Here is an 18,262-nt window from a genome sequence, read left to right on the forward strand (position 1 = left end):
TTCTTCGGAGCAAGACGATGCGCGAGTGGCGGAATAGGTAGACGCGCTGGCTTCAGGTGCCAGTGCCTGCAAGGGCGTGGGGGTTCAAGTCCCCCCTCGCGCACAGATGTGAAGGCCGGGTCCGGTGGACCCGGCCTTCACGCCTTTCCGGTCGCCGGGTCCGCTGTCCCGCGGGGGTCGCGCGGCCCAGCGCCTAGGCTCGTAATCATGGATGCACGTGTGCAGAAGGCGCCGACGGCGACCGTCCGGGGCGCGGCTGTTCTCCTCATCGGCGTCGCCCTGGCCGCATGGATCGTCTTCGGCAGGTTCCTGTTCGGAATCGGCGGCGAGCTCACCCTCGCGTACGGTCTCATCGGCGCCCTGGTGGTGGTGCTGCATGTGTTCATCGGCCGGGCGCTGGCGCGTACGGCCGCTCGAGGTTTCCCGACGCGCGGCGCGACGCGGGGCACGCTCATCGCAGCGTGGGGATGCGGAGTCCTGCTCGGCCTCACGATCCCCGACCTCACGCGGCGCGGCCTGCAGACGATCATCTCCGGTGACACCGAACCGGGCCTCGGCGTCGCCATCGGCGTGGCGAACCCGGCCGGGATCATCATGACCGCGCTCACCATCATCGCGCTGGTACTGGCGACGCAGGACTCCCGCGGCCCGCGGCCGGCGGACGAGGATCTCTGAGAGCGGTTCGGTTCCCGGCGCGGCGCGCGCCCGGTGAGCCGAGTCAGCACCGACGCAGCAGCCGGGCGAGCTCGGGCACTCCCCCGGTCTCGTACGCGCGCAACTGCCGCTGGGACCCGGTGCCCTCGACCCGCAGACGATCGAGGTGAGCGCGCACGAACGCAGAATCCTCGAGTTCTTCCAGCGCCGGCGCGAGTTCATCCAGCATCCGCTGCACCGCCGTCCACGCGCTCTCGGAATCGCCGTGGGCGCTCGGCAGTCGTGCGTCCATGCCGTGCCGTGCCGCCAGCCAGAGCGACGCATCCAAGATCTCGGGCGCGACCGGACGCTCGACGGCGTCGTCCGTGACGACGATGGCGCGGGTGAGCGCCGCGAGCACCAGGGAGTCCTCCGCGCTCAGCTGGGCGTCGCACACGCGGGTCTCGACCGTTCGGTACCGATCCGACAGCCGCACGGCCCACGAGACCGATGAACGCGCCGGCAGAGCACCCATCTGCATCAACCGGTCGACGGTGCGGTGATACTCGTCGGCGTCGTGGAACGGCGGCGGTCCCCACGACACCGGCAGGCGCCGGATCAAGGTGCTGCGCCAGCTGGCGTGCCCGGCGGGTGCACCGCCGGCGAACGGCGAGTTGGCGCTCAGGGCGAGCAGCACGGGGAGGCGCTCGCGCACCCTCAGCAGCGCCCTGACGCGCGCCTCGTCATCGTCGACCTCCACGTGCACGTGCAGGCCGTTGACGACGTGCTCGGTGGTCAGCCGGCCCAGCAGGCCGGAGACGTCGTCGTAGTGGGGGCTCCGAGAGATCTCGGCGGCGTCGGCGAGCACGAAGGGCGCGCCGATCGCCGCCACCAGCGTGTCGTCGCGAGCATGGGCAGCCAGCATCCTCCGACTCCGCCGGAGCTGGTCCCCCGCCTGCAGCAGGGTGAGCACGGGGGTGGTCGCCGCCTCGGTCTGGCTGGTGGCGAACTCCCGCGCCAGCGTTCCCCCGCCTGCGACCTCCCCGAGGACGCGGTCGTGCAGCTCCTGTGCGGAGAGCGGCGCGAGCGTCCGGCTGTCGAGCAGGACGAACTCCTCCTCGATGCCGATCCTCCGGCGCGACATCATTCCCTCCTCGCAGTGAGGACGGGTGCGCCGCAGCTCCATCCGGACCTGCGGCGCACCCGTCGGTGTCGCGCACTCACATGCGGACCGTCACGCATCGGTGAGGCGGCCAATCACTTGTCGAAGGCGTCCTTGATGTCGTCTCCGACCTTCTTCGCGTCGGCCTTCACCTGGTCCATCTTGCCTTCGGCCTCGAGGTTCTCGTTGTCGGTGGCGTCGCCGATGTGCTCCTTGGCCTTTCCTGCGGCCTTCTCCATGTTGTGCTTCGCATCGTCCATGGCTCCCATGGGTCGCTCCCTTCGTGAGGTGGGCGGTTGTCCGCCCCGACTGTGGAGTCGCCAGCATGACACCCGGTCGTCGCGGGACCCAAAGGGGTTGACACCACCGGCGCCAGTGCCTAACGGCTGGGCGCGAGTGCCCCGGGCCGGGGTGGAGAAGGCGCGGGTGCGGAGGATGCGGCCCGGAGAGGAACGACGCCTCGCTGTGCTGCCGTTCCTGCTCCGTGCTGCTGATCTCCCTCAGATACCTTCACGGCCCTCGGCGCCGAGGTCCGTCGACCTCGGATCGCCTTCTCGGGCGTGAAGTGCATGTGCGGGGAAACCGATCGTCGTACGCTGACCCCGATCAGCGATGAGCTCCCCAGATACTCGACGACCCGCACATGCGCTTGGTCCTCCCGTCAGAACAGTCCCCGATGTGCTATACGAGGGACCCACTGACATCATGACACTGATTTGAGACTTTGTCCCCCATATGGGGGACAAAAAGTCGATTTTTGTTGTATCCTGAAGACTGACGCACCCTCCGGTCGTCTTCGGCCCCCATCGCTCCCCCCGCGGTGGGGGCCATCCACTTCCCGTGGCGCCTCGCGCGGCATGCGCCGATACCGCACCGCGCAGACTCGGATGCAACATTTCGATCACCTTCTGCCGACCACTGTTGCCTGGCGGGCGTGCTGGGATACCGTTAGCGCAGTCGGTGCATCCTGCGTCGGCATAGCAACAAGCAGAACGGCAGTAAATGAGCACCCAGGGCACGGTCAAGTGGTTCAACTCGGAGAAGGGCTTCGGCTTCATCTCCCCTGACGACGGTGGCGCCGACGTTTTCGCGCACTACTCCGCCATCGCATCGAGCGGCTACCGCTCGCTCGATGAGAATCAGCGCGTCGAGTTCGACGTGGCGCAGGGCCCCAAGGGCCTGCAGGCTGAGAACATCCGCCCTCTCTGAGGCGGGACGGGACTCCCCATCGGATGCTGCTCCGGCGGCATCCGATGGGGAGTTCTGCGTGTCCGGAGGAGTTCTGCGTGTCCGGAGCCGGTGCGGCTCAGGCGAGCAGAAGGCTCTGCAGCTGCGTGGGAGTGGTCACCTGCGCCAGCGCGCCGCGCGCCTCGTCGGGCTCGCCGAACCCCCAACTGACGAAGACGACGGGGATGTCGTGCTCCGCTCCGCCCTCGACATCGTGATGGCGATCGCCCACGAGCACGGGTCGTGAGGTGTCGACGCCCACCGCACGCAGCCGCTCCAGGGCCTGACCGATCACGAAGGACTTTCCGTCGGTGCGCCCCTCGGGCCCGGGCCGTGCGCCGGAGATCGCCGTGAACGCGTCCATCAGCGAGTAATGCTCCAGGATCGCCCGCACCTGGTTCTCGGGCTTGGTGCTGGCCGTGGACTGCGGGATCCCGGCGACCTGCATCGCGCGCAGCACGTCTTCGACGCCCGGGTAGAGGTCGACGGACGACGCGTACCCGTCGGCCGCCGCGAGTTCCCGGTAGCGCCCGACCGCCTCGTGCGACTGGGCGTCGTCCATCCCGGCGCGCAGCCGGAACGACTCGTGCATGGGCGGTCCGATCCACAGGGACAGCTCGTCGGCATCCGGCTCCGGCAGGCCGTACGACGCGAACACCTGACGCAGTCGGGGGAGGATGCCGGCTGACGCGTCGGCGATGGTGCCGTCCACGTCCCAGAGGATGCAGGAGTAGGGCGATTCGGGCATGCTCCCAGCCTACGGGGCCCGCCTCGCGTCCCCTGCTGTCGACGGGGAGGGGGCGGGCTCAGAACAGCCGGGGGACGCCGGACTCGATGCCCTTCATGTCCTCGTAGTCCAGCACGACGCAGCGGATGCCGCGATCCTCGGCCAGCACACGCGCCTGCGGCTTGATCTCCTGTGCGGCGAAAACGCCGGTGATGGGGGAGAGGTGCGGATCGCGACCCAGCAGCTCCAGGTAGCGGGTCAGCTGCTCCACGCCGTCGATGTCGCCTCGGCGCTTGACCTCCACGGCGATGGCCGCGCCACCGGCATCCCGGATCATCAGGTCGACCGGGCCGATGGCCGTCGGGTACTCGCGGCGCACCAGGGTGCCGCCCTCGCTGATCAGGTCGACCTGCTCGGCCAGCAGCCGCTGCAGATCCGCCTCCACTCCGTCCTTCTGCAGGCCGGGGTCGACGCCGAGGTCGTGACTGGAGTCGTGGATGATCTCGTAGATCTGCACGCGCAGCGCGTCGCCGGTCTTCTTGTGGGTGACGCGCCACACCTCCACGACGCCGGCGATGGCCTCTTCCTCACCCGGGATCTCGGGCGTGAGGGTGCACGGCGGGCTCATCCAGTTCAGCGGCTTGTAGCTGCCGCCGTCGGAGTGCACGAGCAGACTGCCGTCGCCCTTGTGCACCAGCAGACGCGTGGCGAGGGGCAGATGAGCGTTGAGCCGCCCGGTGTAATCGACGGAGCAGCGGGCGATGACGAGGCGCACCCGACGAGCCTACTTCGTCGCGACGGGCGAACCGACGCGCAGCGGCTTGGCCGCGCTCGAGAACAGGCCCGACATGACGACCAGCGCCACCAGGATGAACAGGGTGTTCAGCAGGCCGATGTGGTTGGCGATGAACCCGAGCACGGGCGGTCCGCCGAGGAATGCGATGTAGCCGATCGTCGCGGCCGCGCTCACGCGCGCCGCCGCCTTGGCGGGATCATCCGCCGCGGCCGACATGCCCAGCGGGAACCCGAGCGACGCGCCGATCCCCCACAGGGCGGCGCCCAGCAGGACCAGCGGGAACGGGTCGGCGAGGATGAAGAGCAGGATGCCGGCCGCTGCCGCCAGGGCCAGCACGCGCAGCACGGCCACGCGGCCGAACCGGTCGACGAGCGGACCGCCGAACAGGCGGACCACGGTCATGCCGATGGAGAAGACGGCCAGGGCGAGCGCGCCCATGCCGGCCTCCTGGTGGTGGCCCTCCACGACGCCCAGGGCGATCCAGTCGTTGGCTCCGCCCTCGGCGAACGCCATGCCGAGCATGACCACGCCCAGCGCGTAGGTGCGCGGCTCGCGCCACGCCTCGAATGCGGTGTGCAGGCGCTCGCGCCAGCGCGGCGCGACGCCGGGGGTCGGGTCGAGCGCGGCCTCGCGCACCGGCACCTGGAAGAAGCAGACGATCGCGGCCAGCACGATCACGATGCTGATGATGCCCGCATGCGCGGCGACGTTCAGGCCGAGGTGCGCGGCCAGGGCGCCGGCGCCCGCCCCGATCACGGTGCCGAAGCTGAAGAACGCGTGGAAGACCGGGAGGATCGTCTTGCCCATCCGCTGCTCGATCGCGGTGGCCTCCACATTCATCATCACGTCGACCGAGCCGTTGCCGAAGCCGAAGAGCACCATCCCCGCGGTCACCACGGCGATCGAGCCGAACACGTCGGTGCCCAGCCCGATCAGGCAGACGCCCGCGCCGAACATGAGCATCGTGATCAGCATCCCGAGCCGGGCGCCGGTGCGCGCCATGACGACCGGGCCGGTCGAGATGCCGACGATCGAGGAGATGCCCATCACCAGCAGCAGCAGCCCGATCTGCGCCTTGTCGATGCCGAGGGCGGTGCTGATGCTGGGCACCCGCGACGCCCACGTCGCGATCGAGAGGCCGCTGGCGAGGAAGATCGCGAAGATCGCTGCGCGCCAGCGCACGAACTGCGAATGAGTGAGCGCGGTGTCCATCGGACGATTGTATCGAATCGATTCGATCTCCGAGTGCCGGGTCGGGTTATCCTCGGAGCATGAGCAGTGTTCCGGCCCGTCGCGCGACCATCGCCGACGTCGCCCGCGAGGCCGGCGTCTCGACGTCGACGGCCTCGGTGGTGTTCAGCGGCAAGGTCAATGTCGCCGACGCCACCCGCGAGAAGGTGCGGGCCGCCGCCGCTGCGCTCGGGTATGCGGGGCCCGATCCCCGCGCCGCCTCGCTGCGTCTCGGACGCAGCGGCATCGTGGGGGTGGTGCTCGGCGGGGAGCTGCGGCACGCCTTCCTCGACCCGGTGACGACGGCGATGATGGACGGCCTCACCGACGCGCTGGCCGAGGTGAGCACCGGCATCCTGCTGCTGCGCGACGACCCGCACGAAGACGAGGCGCCCCCCGTGGCCGAGGCGCCGGTGGACGCCGTCGTGCTGATCGGCTGCTCGGGCCGCACGCGCGCGGCTCTCGAGATCGTGCGGCAGCGCGGACTGCCCGTGGTCGTGATCGAGGGGGATGCCGGAGACGACGTCCCCCGGGTCACGCTGGACAACCGGGAGGCGAGCGCCGAGATCGCCCGGCACGTCCGCGGCCTCGGGCATGCGGATGTGGCGACGGTGACCCTGCCGCTGGACGCCGACCGCGTGCGCGGCCCGATCACCGCCGAGCGCGTGTCCATGGCAAAGGTGGATGTCACCCTCGATCGGCTCGCCGGTTTCCGCGAGGTGTACCCGGATGCTCCCGGGGTCACGGCGGGGGCGAGCCTGGTGGATGACGGGATGATCGCCGCCCGTTCCCTGCTGGCGGATGCGGACGGGATGCTGCTGGCGGAGCGCCCCACCGCGATCGTGGCGCAGAGCGACCTGCTCGCCGTCGGCGTGATCCGCGCTGCGGAGGAACTCGGGCTGAAGGTGCCGGAGGATCTCACCGTCGTCGGTTTCGACGGCATCGCCGCCGACGGTCTCGGCTCGCTGAGGCTCACGACCATCGCGCAGCCCGCGGTGGCGAAGGGGCGCGCCGCGGGCGAGCAGGTGACCCGGATGCTCTCCGGTGAACCCGGTGAGTCGGTGCACTTCACCTGCACCTTCCGCGAGGGCGAGACGTCGGCGCCGCCTCGCGCGCTCTAGTCCGATCGCGCGCTCCAGCCCGCGCCCTCGGGCGCCTCGCGCCTCTTCCTTCCATCCGGGCCGCCCCCCGGATGAGGGAATTCGTGTGCGATGCTTCGCGGCGGCAAATGACGCGGACGGGCGTCCGGCGGCAACGGCACCGGTAGACTGGACGAAATCGCCCGCCCGTGCCGGAAGGCCTCGACGAGCTTGAGGGAGCCGCTTATGATCGTGCTCCTCGCCGTGTTCCTGATCGGGTCACTCCTCCTCCCCGCTCTGGTTCGATGGCTCGGAGCACAGGCCTTCGTCCTCGGTGCGCTGGTACCCGCGGCGGCCTTCGTGCATGCGCTGATGCGCACACCCGATGTGCTCGACGCGACGGCGGTCCCCTTCGAGGACTACGAGTGGATCCCGCAGCTGGGGCTGCACCTGTCGATGCGGATGGACGTCCTCGGCTGGGTGCTGACGCTCATCGTCACCGGCGTGGGCGCGCTCGTGCTGCTGTACTGCCGCTGGTACTTCTACGAGGATGCCGCCGGGGTCGGCCAGTTCGCGGGCGTGCTGCTCGCCTTCGCCGGGGCGATGTACGGTCTCGTCCTCACCGACGACCTCATCATGCTGGTCATGTTCTGGGAACTCACCAGCATCCTGTCCTATCTGCTCATCGGCCACTACCACCGTCGCGCGGCGAGCCGCCGTGCGGCGCTGCAGGCCCTGCTCGTGACCACGCTGGGCGGATTGGTGCTGTTCGTCGGCGCGGTGCTGCTGGTCGTCACCACCGGCACCGGCAGCATCCGCGAGATCCTGGAGATCGCGCCCACCGGTCCGCTCGTCGACGCCGCCGTCGTGATGCTGCTCGTCGGTGCGATCTCGAAGTCGGCGCTCTTCCCCTTCCACTTCTGGCTGCCGGGAGCGATGGCCGCACCCACGCCGGTCAGCGCCTATCTGCACGCCGCGGCGATGGTCAAGGCCGGTATCTATCTCATTGCCCGCTTCGCACCGGTCTTCGCCCTGTCCGCACCGTGGCGGCCCATCGTCATCGGCCTCGGCGTCGTCACGATGCTGCTCGGCGGCATCCAGGCGATGCGCGAGACCGACCTCAAGCGCATCCTCGCGTTCGGCACCGTCAGCCAGCTGGGCTTCTTCGCCGTCGTGATCGGCTACGGCACCCCCGGTGCGGCCCTCGCGGGGCTCGCCCTGGTGATCGGTCACGCGCTGTTCAAGTCGGCGCTGTTCCTCATCGTCGGCGTGATCGACCGTCAGCTCTCCACCCGAGACATCGGTGAGCTCTCGGGGGTGGGCCGGCAGGCGCCCGTGATGGCGACGGCCGCCTTCATCTCGATCGCCTCGATGATGGGGATCGCGCCGACCCTCGGCTTCGTCGCGAAGGAGTCGACGCTCGCCGCGCTGCTGGAGGACGCGCTTCACGGCGAGGCATGGGGATGGGTCGCACTGATCGGCGTCATCGTCGGAGCCGTGCTGACGGTGGCCTACGGCTGCCGCTTCCTCTGGGGCGCGTTCTGGCGCAAGAAGGATGCGTCCGGCGCGGAGATGCCTCGGACGGAATGGCCGGATCCCCCGGTCGGATTCCTCGCCTCCCCCATCATCCTGGCGGGGCTGAGCATCGCCGCGGGGATCGGCGCCCCCGCCCTGGACGTCATGCTGCAGGGGTACGCGAGGTCGGTGAACCCGTCGTCAGGCCCAGGCGCTTCGACAGACTCAGGGGCCGGAGTGTCGGCGGAACCGGGCCACCTGGCGCTCTGGCACGGGTTCGAACCCGCGCTGTTCCTGTCGCTCGGAGCCGTCGCCGTCGGCATCGCCGTGTTCATCCTCAGCATCCGCACCGGCTGGCACGGTCGCTCCCGCATGCTGCGCTTCACCGCCGCCGACGTCTACTACCTCACGATGCGCGGCGTCGACCGGCTGTCGGTGCTGACCACCAGCATCACCCAGCGCGGTTCGCTGCCCCTCTACGTCGGCACGATCTTCGTCGTGCTGCTCGCGGCCGAGGCGACGGCGCTCGTCGCCGCCGCACCGGAGCAGATGACGCTGTCGCCGTGGCACACCCCGGCGCAGATCGTGGTCGCGCCGGTGATGGCGATCGCCGGCGTCATCGCCGTGCGGGCTCGCAAGCGCTACACCGGCGTGGTGCTCGTCTCGGTCACCGGGCTCGGCATGGTCGTGCTGTTCGCCACCAGCGGCGCCCCCGATCTGGCGCTCACTCAGATCCTCGTGGAGACCGTGACGATGGTCGCGTTCGCCCTCGTGCTGCGCCGGCTGCCGTCGCGGCTGGGAGAGCACAATGCCTCCGTGGGGCGGATCCCGCGCGCGATCCTCGCGATCGGCGTCGGCCTGACCATGGCGCTGGTCGCCATCATCGCGACACAGGCGCGCATCTTCGACCCGATCTCGCTCGACTTCCCGCAGCTCGCCTACGAGCTGGGTCACGGCCGCAACGTGGTGAACGTCGCGCTGGTGGATCTGCGTGGCTGGGACACGATGGGCGAGCTGAGCGTGCTCGTGCTCGCCGCGACCGGAGTGGCCTCCCTCGTGTTCGTCACCCACCGGGCCGACCTGCTCTCGGCCACTCGCGACCTCCCCGAGACCGAGCGGCGGGCAACGGCTCGTCGTCCGCTGGTCGAGACCAAGGACGGGCTGCGCTTCCTGACGCCGGAGAACCGCGGCGCGCCACGGGCCTGGCTCGTCAGCGGACAGCAGATGAAGGCCGAGAACCGCTCGATCCTGCTCGAGGTCATCGTCCGGGTGCTCTTCCACACGATCATCGTGGTGTCGATCTATCTGCTGTTCGCCGGGCACAACGGACCGGGCGGCGGGTTCGCCGGCGGTCTCGTCGCCGGCATGGCGATGGTCATGCGGTACATCGCCGGCGGGCGCTGGGAGCTCGGCGCCGCGGCGCCGACCGACGCCGGTCGTCTGCTGGGCTTCGGCCTCATCCTGGCCGTCGGCGCGGCACTGCTGCCGATGTTCTTCGGCATGCATCCGCTGGAGAGCACCTTCTGGGAGGCCGAGGTTCCGATCCTCGGGCATCTGGAATTCGTCTCCTCCACCGTCTTCGACGTCGGCGTCTACCTGACGGTGATCGGACTCGTGCTCGACGTGCTCCGCAGCCTCGGCGCAGAGGTGGACCGGCAGGCCGCCGAGATGCGGAACCGGGGGGTGCGCGCCTGATGGACGTCTCGCTGACCCTGATCATCATCATGGCCGTGCTGTTCGCCTGCGGCGTCTACGCCATGCTGGAGCGCAGCCTGACCCGGGTGCTCATCGGATTCCTGCTGCTGGGCAACGCCACCAACCTGCTGCTGCTGATCGTGATGGGCGTTCCGGGCCAGGCGCCTTTCCACGGCGAGGAGGGCGCGGTGAGCGACCCGCTCCCGCAGGCGCTCACGCTCACCGCCATCGTGATCACCTTCGCGGTCTCGGCCTTCCTGCTCGCACTGATCTACCGCTCCTGGCAGCTCGGTCAGGCCGACACGGTGGAGGACGACGAGGTCGACATCGCCCTGCGCGAGCGGACGGATGCCGAGGACGAGCTGTTCGACGACGAGTCCACCCGCGAGGAGGAGGAGGCGACCACCGACTTCGTCGGGACGGTCACCGCACCGATCACCGTGCTGCACCGGCGCGACCACCCGTCGATCCAGGATGATGCGCCGATGGATGTTCCGGACGGGGAGGGCCGCGCATGAGTGCACTCGTGCCTCTCGTCGTCATGCTGCCCCTGCTCGGCGCCGCCATCACACTCGTCTACGGACGCAGACCGCGCCTGCAGATCGTGGTGACCGCGGGCACGCTGGCAGCGGTGTCCGTCATCGCCGCGGTGCTGCTCGTGTCGGTGGACGCCGCCGGCGTGCCCTTCGCCATCTCGGTGGGCGGATGGCCCGTGCCGTTCGGCATCGTGCTCTACGTGGACCGCCTGGCCGCGCTGCTCGTGCTCATCTCGAGCATCGTCCTGCTCGCGGTGCTGCTGTTCTCCATCGGCCAGGGCGCCGCGGACGGCGCCGACGAGACGCCGATCTCGATCTTCAACCCGACCTATCTGATCCTGGCCGCCGGCATCTTCGACGCCTTCATCGCCGGCGACCTGTTCAATCTGTACGTCGGCTTCGAGATCCTGCTGGTCGCCTCGTACGTGCTGATCACGCTGGGCAGCACCGAGTCCCGCATCCGCACCGGCGCGGTCTACATCGTCGTCTCGCTGGTCTCCTCGATCCTCTTCCTCGCGGCGATCGCGATGATCTACGGCGCCGTGGGCACGGTGAACATGGCGCAGGTGGCTGAACGCGTGGCGCAGCTGCCGCAGGAGACGCAGCTCGTACTGCACCTCCTGCTGGTGATCGCGTTCGGCATCAAGGCCGCGATCTTCCCGGTGTCGTTCTGGCTGCCGGACTCGTATCCCACGGCGCCGGCGCCGGTCACCGCGGTGTTCGCCGGATTGCTGACGAAGGTCGGTGTGTACGCCCTGATCCGCACCGAGACGCAGCTGTTCGCGTCCAACGACATCAACCTGTTGCTGCTGATCGTCGCGCTGGCGACCATGGTGATCGGTGTGCTCGGCGCGGTCGCTCAGGCGGAGCTCAAGCGGATACTCTCGTTCACCCTGGTCAGCCACGTCGGCTACATGATCTTCGGCCTGGCGATCGCGACCGAAGAGGCGATCGGCGCGACGGTCTACTACATCGTGCACCACATCGTCGTGCAGACCACGCTGTTCCTCTCGGTCGGACTCATCGAGCGCAAGGCGGGCAGCACGTCGATCCTGCGGGTGAGCGGGCTGATGAAGGCGGCGCCGCTGCTGGCGGTGCTGTACTTCGTGCCGGCGATCAACCTCGGCGGCCTTCCCCCCTTCTCCGGTTTCATCGGCAAGATCGCGCTGTTCGAGGCCGCGGCAGACGTCGGAACTCCGATCATGATCGTGCTGATCCTCGGCGGCATCCTCACCTCGCTGCTGACCCTGTACGCACTGATGCGCGCCTGGAACCTGGCGTTCTGGCGGGAGGGCGACGACCTCGCCGAGATCGAGGGACGGGTCGGTTACCTGGGCAGCGCGCCGGCCGCCGACGAGCAGCAGGAGACCCGCCGCATCCCCGCGATCATGACGTTCGCCACCGGCGGGATGGTCGCCGTCACCGTCGCGCTGACCGTGTTCGCCGGCCCGCTGTACGCGCTGTGCGATCGGATCGGCGCCGGACTGCTGCAGCCGGTGACGCTCCAGCAGATCGATGAGGAGGCCGGATGATGGGCCCCGAATCCAAGCGCGGCATCCTGCGCGACATCCTGCTGCAGCTGCCGTTCATGCTGTGGCTCGTCCTGCTGTGGATGCTGTTGTGGCACCAGTTCACCCCGCTCGCCCTGCTCACCGGCATCGTGGCGGCGATCTTCGTGACCCGCGTGTTCCGGCTGCCGACGGTGGAGCTGGTCGGCAGGGTGAACGTCTGGTACGCGCTGGTGTTCGTGGTGCTCTTCCTCGGTGCGGTCGTCGCCGGTGCGGTGAGCGTGGCGATCCAGGTCTTCGACTTCCGCCGCCAGCCGGGCGCGGCGATCGTCGAGATCCCGCTGCGGTATGCGGATGACATCGTCACCACCCATGTCGCCGTGACCGCCTCGCTGATCCCCGGCTCGCTGGTGGTGGAGAGCGACCGCGACCGCCGCATCCTGTATCTGCACGTGATCGGGCTGCGCACGCGCGCCGACGTGGACGCGTTCCGCGACGAGGTGCTGCGCTGGGAGCGTCGCATCGTGCGCGCGGTGGGCACGCCCGCGCAGTACCGGGCGCTGAAGGCCGACGCCCTTCGGCAGGCGGGGGGAGGTTCCCGATGAACATCCTCGTCATCGCCATCATGGCCGTGTTCGGCATCGCCGCACTGCTGTGCGTCGTGCGCATCGTGCGCGGGCCCTCCATCCTCGACCGCACGGTGGCCTCCGACGTGCTGTTGACCGAGGTGATGTGCGTGCTGGGCGCCGACATGGCGATCAACGGCCACACCCGCAACATCCCGGTGATGCTCATCATCGCGGCGGTGAGCGTGTTCGGATCGATCGCCGTCGCCCGCTACGTCGCGCGAAGGGACAACCCCACGCCATGACCGTGCAGACCTTCTTCGACATCGCCCTTCCGGCACCGGTCGCCGAGATCATCACCCTGGTCCTCATCCTGCTCGGGGCGATCCTCTGCCTGTCGGCGGCCGTCGGCCTGCTGCACTTCCGCGACGTGCCCAGCCGTCTGCACGCGGCCACCAAGCCGCAGGTGCTCGGCGTGGTGCTCATCTGCCTGGCCATCGCGGTCTCCCAGCGCACGATCGGCGGAATGCTGATGGGCATGCTGATCGTGCTCCCGGTGATCCTGCTGCAGTTCGCTACCGCGCCCCTCTCCGCGCACATGGTGGGGCGCCAGGCCTACCGCAACGGCACCATCAATCAGCGCTCGCTCGTGGCCGACGAGTACGACGAGTCCAAGCGCACCCCGCCCGCCGTCGGCTGACGTCGCAGCCCGCCGTCGGTGTCCCAGCCGTCCCTGTCACATCCGTCGTCGTCACAATTGCCCCTGTCACATCCGTCGTCGTCACAATTGCCCCTGTCATATCCGTCGTCGTCGGTGTGACAACCGCCCCTGTGACATCCGCCCCTGCGTTCACAACTCCGGAGTTCTGGGCCGACGACCGGTGAACAGGGGTGTCGGGTGTCGGACACCCGCGGTTCCTCCGGAGTTGTGAACGGCGGATTCTCCTGCACAGTCGTCGTGTTGCGGTCAGTTGTCCCCGGACACTGGGATTCCGGCCTGTGCGGGGTCGGTACTCGGCCAGGATCACGGTCATGTCCGAATCCAGACAGACCGTCGCCGATCGGCTCGCGCAGGTGCTTCAGATCCAGATCCTCACCCGCGACGAACTGCGTATCGCCGGGCTCAGGGCTCGGGACATCACCGCAGGCGTACGCGCGGGGCGGCTGCGCAGACTCCGACGCGGGGTCTACGTCGTGGGTGAGGTCCCGGACGAGATCGCCGCCGCGGTTCGAGCCGGCGGCAGGCTCACGTGCCTCAGTCTTCTGCGCATGATCGGGGTGTTCGTCTTCGAGCGTCCCCCGCTGCACGTGCACATGCCGCCGCACCTCTCGCGCAGTCGTCATCGCCGGCCCGCGGGTGCGACCCTGCACTGGGGCGGATGCCGGGGCGACGGGCGGCCGCACGCGGTGTCGGTGTGGGATGCCGTGCGTCAGTCGATCCGCTGCCAGCGGCCGAGGGAGGCGATCGCCACGCTCGACAGCGTGATGCACCACGGGTTGCTCACTCGTGCGCAGGTCGAGGAGATCTTTCGGACGCTTCCGGCGAGGTTCCAGGCCCTGCTGCGTCTGGTCGATCCGTCGGCGGAGTCCGGGCCGGAGTCGTTCATGCGACTGCTGCTTCGGGCGCTCGGTCTGTCGTTCGAGACGCAGGTGAAGGTGCCCGGCGTGGGACGGGTCGACTTCCGCGTCGAAGGCTGGTTGATCATCGAGTGCGACAGCCGGGAGTTCCATGAGGGCTGGGGCAAGCAGGTCGAAGACCGCCGTCGCGACCTCGAGGCCACGCGTCGGGGGTACATCACCATCCGACCGCTCGCGTCGGACATCTTCCACCGGCCGGACGACGTGCGCATGGCCGTTCAAGCGGTCGTCGAGGTGTTCGGATCGCGGCTCGGACACCGGCTGGGTTCAGAACTCCGGAGAATCGGGCGCGCAGCGGCCGGTTAGGACGATCCCGCGGCGAATCCACTCATGTTCTCCGGAGTTCCGAACGGAACCGGGTCACAGCCCGTCGATGAACGCCTGGACCTTCATCGCGGCCGCCTGGGAGTCGCTGATCAGCGTGCCGTGGCCGTGGTCGGGGATCTCCTCGAACCGGGCGTCCGGCATCGCGTCCACGATCTCGCGGCACCACGTCATCGGCGCGAGGGGATCGTGCTGACCCCGCACGACCAGCACGGGAACCCGCACGCGCGGGTAGACGTTCTCGGGCCTGTGCACGATCGTCGCGCGCATCTTGCGCAGCAGGTGCGGCCCGCCGCGAAGGTACTCCCTGGCGCCCCGCCACAGCACCTCAGGACGCTCGCCGATCAGGTCGCGCAGGAGGTAGACCGCCTGCACCCGGATGCTGCGCGCCGCGCTGTTCACGGTGGGACCGGCCAGCACGAGCGCGGAGACGACATCCGGATGCCGCGCGGCGACCTCGACGGCGATCTGACTGCCCATCGAATGGCCGAGCACCACGGCATCCGTGATCCCGCGCGTGCGCAGATACGCGGCCACGAGGTCGGCGTGCCGCTCCATGGTGAGCGTGCGGGCCGGCTCGGGCGCTTCGCCGAAGCCCGGCAGGTCGAGCCCGATCACGCGGTGGCGGAGCCGCTGGACGAAGTCGAGGAAGACGCTGCGACCCATGCCGATGCCGTGCAGCAGCACGATCGGCCGTGCTCCCGTGCCGAAGTCCTCGTAGACGAGCGTCGCCCCGCCGTGCTCGAACTCGCCGAGATCCGCGGGGGCGCCCTCAGGGGCGAGCAGGCGTTCCGGCATCTCTCAACGCTATCAACGGGCGACGGCTTCTCAGATCCGTGCGTCCTCAGCTCGCCGGTGTCAGCACCAGTGTGTCGACGGCGGCCCTGGCCACGGCCTTGCCGGTGAACGGCCACGGCCTCTGCACGCCCTTCGCCCAGTCGGCGGTCTGGTCGGTGTAGTGCTGGTTGAACGCGTGGCCACTGGCGCCGGTGAGATGGTTCCAGCTCGACGCGTCCAGATCGGCCAGGTCGACCACCATGCGCATCGACGGCACCGTGGTCGTCGCGTACGACTCGCCCAGACGCCAGCCGGTCGCGTTCACGACCGATGAGCCGCCACTGACCTCGTACGGGCCGCGGTTGAACAGCATCTCGATCGGCGCGATGCCCGAGGTGCCGAACGTGGAGCTGGTCAGCGTCAGCGCATGCAGCCTGCCCCAGTTCCATCCCGTCACGTCCTCGCCCTGCACCTCGGCGAGTTCGTCGTAGGCCTGCGACGCCGACAGCGCCAGCATCTCGTCCATGCTCGACACGTTCAGGCGCTCGTTGGTCCACAGCGGGTCGGCGGGCGCGTCGAGCAGGGTTCCGACGACCGTGAACAGCCGCCCCTGGTCACCCACCGGCAGCGGCACCTCACGATCCAGGAACACGTTGCGCACGAGGTTCGACCACAGCACGTTCGCGTAGGCCGCAGCGGGGGAGTCGGCGCGGTTCTGGGCATCCCAGGTGCGCAGCAGGTCGACGGCGGCCTTCGGGCCATTGCGGTCGACGCTCACGCCGTCCATTGCGACGGCCAACCGCTTGCCGATCCACATCTCGTCATCCATCTGGATGTCGCGCAGGTCCTGGGCGTTCAGTGGCCCTGTCGCCGCCTTGCGCTCGATGAGGTGGGCGATCCGCGCTGCCCGGTAGCCGTAGTCCCAGTCGCGGGAGAGGAAGTAGTCGTAGTCGTCGGTGACGATCGCGTTGTTCGCTGTGACGATGAAACCCTCCGGCGGGTTGTACGACACCGGCAGCTTCTCGAAGGGGATGAACCCGGTCCAGTCGTAGGAACTGTCCCACCCGGGCTGCGGCAACCAGCCGTCGCCGGACCCGCGGATCGGCAGACGGCCGGGCGCCTGGTAGCCGATGTTGCCGTGCTTGTCGGCGTAGATCAGGTTCTGCGCGGGGACGTCGAAGACGGATGCCGCACGGCGGAAGTCCGTGAAGTCCTGCGCGGTGTCGAGGGCGAAGATCGCGCTCGCCGTGGTTCCCGGGTCCAGCGCGGTCCAGCGCAGGCTGACGGCGAAGTCGCCCGGCGGGATCTCCGGGGCGTCGGTCAGCGGCAAGACGGCCTCTGCCTGCCCCTTGCCGATTCCCGCGATCGGCTGCTTCGCGATCGCCGTGAAGTCGTCCGTCAGCCCCGAGATGATCGGTCCGTGCACGGTGCGGCGGATGGTGAGCGGGACGTCCTTGCCGCCGGCCACCTTGATGACGTCCTGCTCGATCTCCAACGGCTGCAGAACGCCGTCGCGCCAGTACTGGTCGCCGTCGACCTTCTCGATGTACAGGTCGGCGACGTCGGTCGTGAGGTTCGTGAAGCCCCAGGCGATCTGGGCGTTGTGGCCGATCACCACGCCGGGAAGACCCGAGAACGAGAAGCCCGCCACGTCGAACGGGCAGGCCTCGGTGACCTGTGAGCACTTCAGCTGCACCTGGTACCAGACCGACGGCATGGCGGCGCCCAGATGCGGGTCGTTCGCGAGCAGCGGCTTGCCGCTCTCGGTCATCTCTCCCGAGACGACCCAGGAGTTCGAGCCGATGCCCTCACCGATCGGACCGAGCAGCATGCTGGCCGCCTCGATCACACTGTCGGCCTGCTGCCACTCGACGGTGGTCACGGCGTCGGTGACCCCTGACTCGCTGCCTCCGGTGTAGGCGGCCGGCGCAGTGCCGGTCTCGTCAGCCGGCAGTGGGTCGACCGTGGAGATCTTCGGCACGATCACCGGGTTCTTGTCGAAGGGGTACGGCGGATACACCTTGTCGATGAGGGCCTTGGCATGGGCATCCGTCTGACCCGACTCGTCGAGGTGAGCCGCGAGCAGCGCGCGGTCGGTCTCGTCGCCGATGTTGGTGCGCAGATCCCAGGCCATCGCCTTCAACCAGGCGACCGAGTCCGCGGGTTTCCACGGCTCGGGCTTGTAGTCGGCGTTCTGCAGGCCGAGCACGGCGTACTCGAGCGAGAGTTCGGCGCCGGAGTGGGATGACAGGTAGGCGTTCACACCGGCGGCATACGCCTCGTAGTAGCCGCGGGTGGTGTCGTCGAGCGCCTCGACCTCCTGCTCGGCGACCTTGTGCCAGCCGAGCGTGCGCAGGAACTTGTCGGTGGGCACCTGCGACGAGCCGAACATCTCGGCCACCCGGCCCGAGGTCACGTGCCGGCGGAAGTCCATCTCGAAGAACCGGTCCTGCGCGTGCGTGAAGCCCTGGGCGAAGAACAGGTCGTCGGTGGACGAGGCGGTGATGGTCGGGATGCCGAGGTCGTCGCGCTGCACGGTGACGTTCTTCTGCAGTCCCTTCAGGGTCACTTCGCCCGATGTCTCGGGGAAGGAGCGCTGGATCGTCCACGTGAGGAAGAACGCGGCGGCGGTGGCGAGCACCACCAGTGCGGCGAGCACGATGAACGCGATCCGGCCGATCCGCCCGGCAAGCGAACGAGTGGGTGCGGCGGTGGCCTCTGACGACATCAGCAAAAGTCTCTCGGATAGAACGTGGGACTCCGTGTCACGCAGTCCGGGGGCGCGTCTCGGGTGCCGCGCCCTCGCATCCTACCCAGTGGATTGGCTGATCGTCGGGTCGTCTATAGAC

Annotated in this window: 17 protein-coding genes and 1 tRNA gene; 11 read left to right on the forward strand and 7 right to left on the reverse strand. The window is 69.1% G+C overall.

Annotated features, from left to right (window positions below; translation table 11 throughout):
• Nucleotides 1–19: 19 nt before the first annotated feature.
• Both ACFQY2_RS03300 and ACFQY2_RS03305 read left to right on the forward strand, forming a co-directional pair.
• Nucleotides 20–103, forward strand: a tRNA-Leu gene (locus ACFQY2_RS03300).
• Nucleotides 104–207: 104 nt separating this feature from the next.
• On the forward strand, nt 208–675 hold the full coding sequence (locus ACFQY2_RS03305; protein WP_378744198.1) for a hypothetical protein: 468 nt from the start codon (nt 208–210) through the stop codon (nt 673–675).
• A 43-nt stretch (nt 676–718) separates the two neighbouring features.
• Here ACFQY2_RS03305 and ACFQY2_RS03310 read toward each other — a convergent pair whose 3' ends face one another.
• Together ACFQY2_RS03310 and ACFQY2_RS03315 are read right to left on the reverse strand one after the other, a co-directional pair.
• Nucleotides 719–1,777, reverse strand: coding sequence for a YbdK family carboxylate-amine ligase (locus ACFQY2_RS03310; RefSeq protein ID WP_378744199.1), 1,059 nt, complete (start codon nt 1,775–1,777; stop codon nt 719–721).
• A gap of 113 nt (nt 1,778–1,890) precedes the next feature.
• Nucleotides 1,891–2,064: a CsbD family protein gene (locus tag ACFQY2_RS03315; RefSeq protein WP_378744200.1), complete on the reverse strand. Its 174-nt coding sequence runs from the start codon at nt 2,062–2,064 to the stop codon at nt 1,891–1,893.
• Between the two features lie 733 nt (nt 2,065–2,797).
• Between ACFQY2_RS03315 and ACFQY2_RS03320 the strand changes: the two genes are divergently transcribed.
• Nucleotides 2,798–3,004, forward strand: coding sequence for a cold-shock protein (locus ACFQY2_RS03320; RefSeq protein WP_071641060.1), 207 nt, complete (start codon nt 2,798–2,800; stop codon nt 3,002–3,004).
• Between the two features lie 97 nt (nt 3,005–3,101).
• Here the strand turns inward: ACFQY2_RS03320 and ACFQY2_RS03325 are convergent, their stop codons facing one another.
• The 3 genes from ACFQY2_RS03325 to ACFQY2_RS03335 are packed head-to-tail and all read right to left on the reverse strand — an operon-like array spanning nt 3,102 to nt 5,757.
• Nucleotides 3,102–3,770, reverse strand: a complete 669-nt coding sequence (locus ACFQY2_RS03325; RefSeq protein ID WP_378744201.1) for an HAD hydrolase-like protein — start codon at nt 3,768–3,770, stop codon at nt 3,102–3,104.
• A gap of 58 nt (nt 3,771–3,828) precedes the next feature.
• Nucleotides 3,829–4,524 carry an endonuclease NucS gene (gene nucS / locus ACFQY2_RS03330; RefSeq protein WP_378744202.1) on the reverse strand — a complete coding sequence of 232 codons (696 nt, stop codon included), beginning with the start codon at nt 4,522–4,524 and terminating at the stop codon, nt 3,829–3,831.
• Between the two features lie 9 nt (nt 4,525–4,533).
• Nucleotides 4,534–5,757, reverse strand: coding sequence for an MFS transporter (locus ACFQY2_RS03335; protein WP_378744203.1), 1,224 nt, complete (start codon nt 5,755–5,757; stop codon nt 4,534–4,536).
• A 59-nt stretch (nt 5,758–5,816) separates the two neighbouring features.
• Here ACFQY2_RS03335 and ACFQY2_RS03340 point away from each other — a divergent pair, with 59 nt between their 5' ends.
• From ACFQY2_RS03340 to ACFQY2_RS03375, 8 genes are all read left to right on the forward strand, one after another.
• A complete protein-coding gene (locus tag ACFQY2_RS03340; protein ID WP_378744204.1) occupies nt 5,817–6,896 on the forward strand; it encodes a LacI family DNA-binding transcriptional regulator in 1,080 nt (359 codons plus the stop codon).
• A 204-nt stretch (nt 6,897–7,100) separates the two neighbouring features.
• A complete protein-coding gene (locus ACFQY2_RS03345; RefSeq protein WP_378744205.1) occupies nt 7,101–10,064 on the forward strand; it encodes a Na+/H+ antiporter subunit A in 2,964 nt (987 codons plus the stop codon).
• Entirely contained in the window at nt 10,064–10,582 is a 519-nt protein-coding gene (locus ACFQY2_RS03350) for a Na(+)/H(+) antiporter subunit C (RefSeq protein ID WP_378744206.1), read from the forward strand. Before ACFQY2_RS03345 ends, ACFQY2_RS03350 begins: the two co-directional genes overlap by 1 nt.
• Nucleotides 10,579–12,132, forward strand: coding sequence for a Na+/H+ antiporter subunit D (locus ACFQY2_RS03355; RefSeq protein WP_378744207.1), 1,554 nt, complete (start codon nt 10,579–10,581; stop codon nt 12,130–12,132). The genes ACFQY2_RS03350 and ACFQY2_RS03355 overlap by 4 nt, the downstream gene beginning before the upstream one ends.
• Nucleotides 12,129–12,713, forward strand: coding sequence for a Na+/H+ antiporter subunit E (locus tag ACFQY2_RS03360; protein ID WP_378744208.1), 585 nt, complete (start codon nt 12,129–12,131; stop codon nt 12,711–12,713). The genes ACFQY2_RS03355 and ACFQY2_RS03360 overlap by 4 nt, the downstream gene beginning before the upstream one ends.
• Nucleotides 12,710–12,979 carry a monovalent cation/H+ antiporter complex subunit F gene (locus ACFQY2_RS03365; RefSeq protein WP_378744209.1) on the forward strand — a complete coding sequence of 90 codons (270 nt, stop codon included), beginning with the start codon at nt 12,710–12,712 and terminating at the stop codon, nt 12,977–12,979. Before ACFQY2_RS03360 ends, ACFQY2_RS03365 begins: the two co-directional genes overlap by 4 nt.
• Nucleotides 12,976–13,374 carry a monovalent cation/H(+) antiporter subunit G gene (gene mnhG, locus ACFQY2_RS03370; RefSeq protein ID WP_378744210.1) on the forward strand — a complete coding sequence of 133 codons (399 nt, stop codon included), beginning with the start codon at nt 12,976–12,978 and terminating at the stop codon, nt 13,372–13,374. The genes ACFQY2_RS03365 and mnhG overlap by 4 nt, the downstream gene beginning before the upstream one ends.
• A gap of 332 nt (nt 13,375–13,706) precedes the next feature.
• On the forward strand, nt 13,707–14,618 hold the full coding sequence (locus ACFQY2_RS03375; RefSeq protein ID WP_378744211.1) for an endonuclease domain-containing protein: 912 nt from the start codon (nt 13,707–13,709) through the stop codon (nt 14,616–14,618).
• Nucleotides 14,619–14,672: 54 nt separating this feature from the next.
• Here the strand turns inward: ACFQY2_RS03375 and ACFQY2_RS03380 are convergent, their stop codons facing one another.
• A complete protein-coding gene (locus ACFQY2_RS03380) occupies nt 14,673–15,434 on the reverse strand; it encodes an alpha/beta fold hydrolase (RefSeq protein WP_378744212.1) in 762 nt (253 codons plus the stop codon).
• A 46-nt stretch (nt 15,435–15,480) separates the two neighbouring features.
• A complete protein-coding gene (locus ACFQY2_RS03385) occupies nt 15,481–18,141 on the reverse strand; it encodes a penicillin acylase family protein (RefSeq protein WP_378744213.1) in 2,661 nt (886 codons plus the stop codon).
• Nucleotides 18,142–18,262 lie beyond the last annotated feature (121 nt).

The organism is Microbacterium sp. GCM10027623, assembly GCF_042666935.1.
GTDB lineage: Bacteria > Actinomycetota > Actinomycetes > Actinomycetales > Microbacteriaceae > Microbacterium.

What these genes read in the sequence shown, in the direction of transcription:
- ACFQY2_RS03360 (WP_378744208.1), top strand. Translation starts at nt 12,129, where the DNA reads ATGATGGGCCCCGAATCCAAGCGCGGCATCCTGCGCGACATCCTGCTG.
- ACFQY2_RS03305 (WP_378744198.1), top strand. Translation starts at nt 208, where the DNA reads ATGGATGCACGTGTGCAGAAGGCGCCGACGGCGACCGTCCGGGGCGCG.
- ACFQY2_RS03350 (WP_378744206.1), top strand. Translation starts at nt 10,064, where the DNA reads ATGGACGTCTCGCTGACCCTGATCATCATCATGGCCGTGCTGTTCGCC.
- ACFQY2_RS03355 (WP_378744207.1), top strand. Translation starts at nt 10,579, where the DNA reads ATGAGTGCACTCGTGCCTCTCGTCGTCATGCTGCCCCTGCTCGGCGCC.
- ACFQY2_RS03345 (WP_378744205.1), top strand. Translation starts at nt 7,101, where the DNA reads ATGATCGTGCTCCTCGCCGTGTTCCTGATCGGGTCACTCCTCCTCCCC.
- ACFQY2_RS03310 (WP_378744199.1), bottom strand. Translation starts at nt 1,777, where the DNA reads ATGTCGCGCCGGAGGATCGGCATCGAGGAGGAGTTCGTCCTGCTCGAC.
- ACFQY2_RS03385 (WP_378744213.1), bottom strand. Translation starts at nt 18,141, where the DNA reads ATGTCGTCAGAGGCCACCGCCGCACCCACTCGTTCGCTTGCCGGGCGG.
- ACFQY2_RS03375 (WP_378744211.1), top strand. Translation starts at nt 13,707, where the DNA reads ATGTCCGAATCCAGACAGACCGTCGCCGATCGGCTCGCGCAGGTGCTT.
- ACFQY2_RS03320 (WP_071641060.1), top strand. Translation starts at nt 2,798, where the DNA reads ATGAGCACCCAGGGCACGGTCAAGTGGTTCAACTCGGAGAAGGGCTTC.
- ACFQY2_RS03315 (WP_378744200.1), bottom strand. Translation starts at nt 2,064, where the DNA reads ATGGGAGCCATGGACGATGCGAAGCACAACATGGAGAAGGCCGCAGGA.
- ACFQY2_RS03335 (WP_378744203.1), bottom strand. Translation starts at nt 5,757, where the DNA reads ATGGACACCGCGCTCACTCATTCGCAGTTCGTGCGCTGGCGCGCAGCG.
- ACFQY2_RS03365 (WP_378744209.1), top strand. Translation starts at nt 12,710, where the DNA reads ATGAACATCCTCGTCATCGCCATCATGGCCGTGTTCGGCATCGCCGCA.
- ACFQY2_RS03380 (WP_378744212.1), bottom strand. Translation starts at nt 15,434, where the DNA reads ATGCCGGAACGCCTGCTCGCCCCTGAGGGCGCCCCCGCGGATCTCGGC.
- ACFQY2_RS03340 (WP_378744204.1), top strand. Translation starts at nt 5,817, where the DNA reads ATGAGCAGTGTTCCGGCCCGTCGCGCGACCATCGCCGACGTCGCCCGC.
- ACFQY2_RS03325 (WP_378744201.1), bottom strand. Translation starts at nt 3,770, where the DNA reads ATGCCCGAATCGCCCTACTCCTGCATCCTCTGGGACGTGGACGGCACC.
- mnhG (WP_378744210.1), top strand. Translation starts at nt 12,976, where the DNA reads ATGACCGTGCAGACCTTCTTCGACATCGCCCTTCCGGCACCGGTCGCC.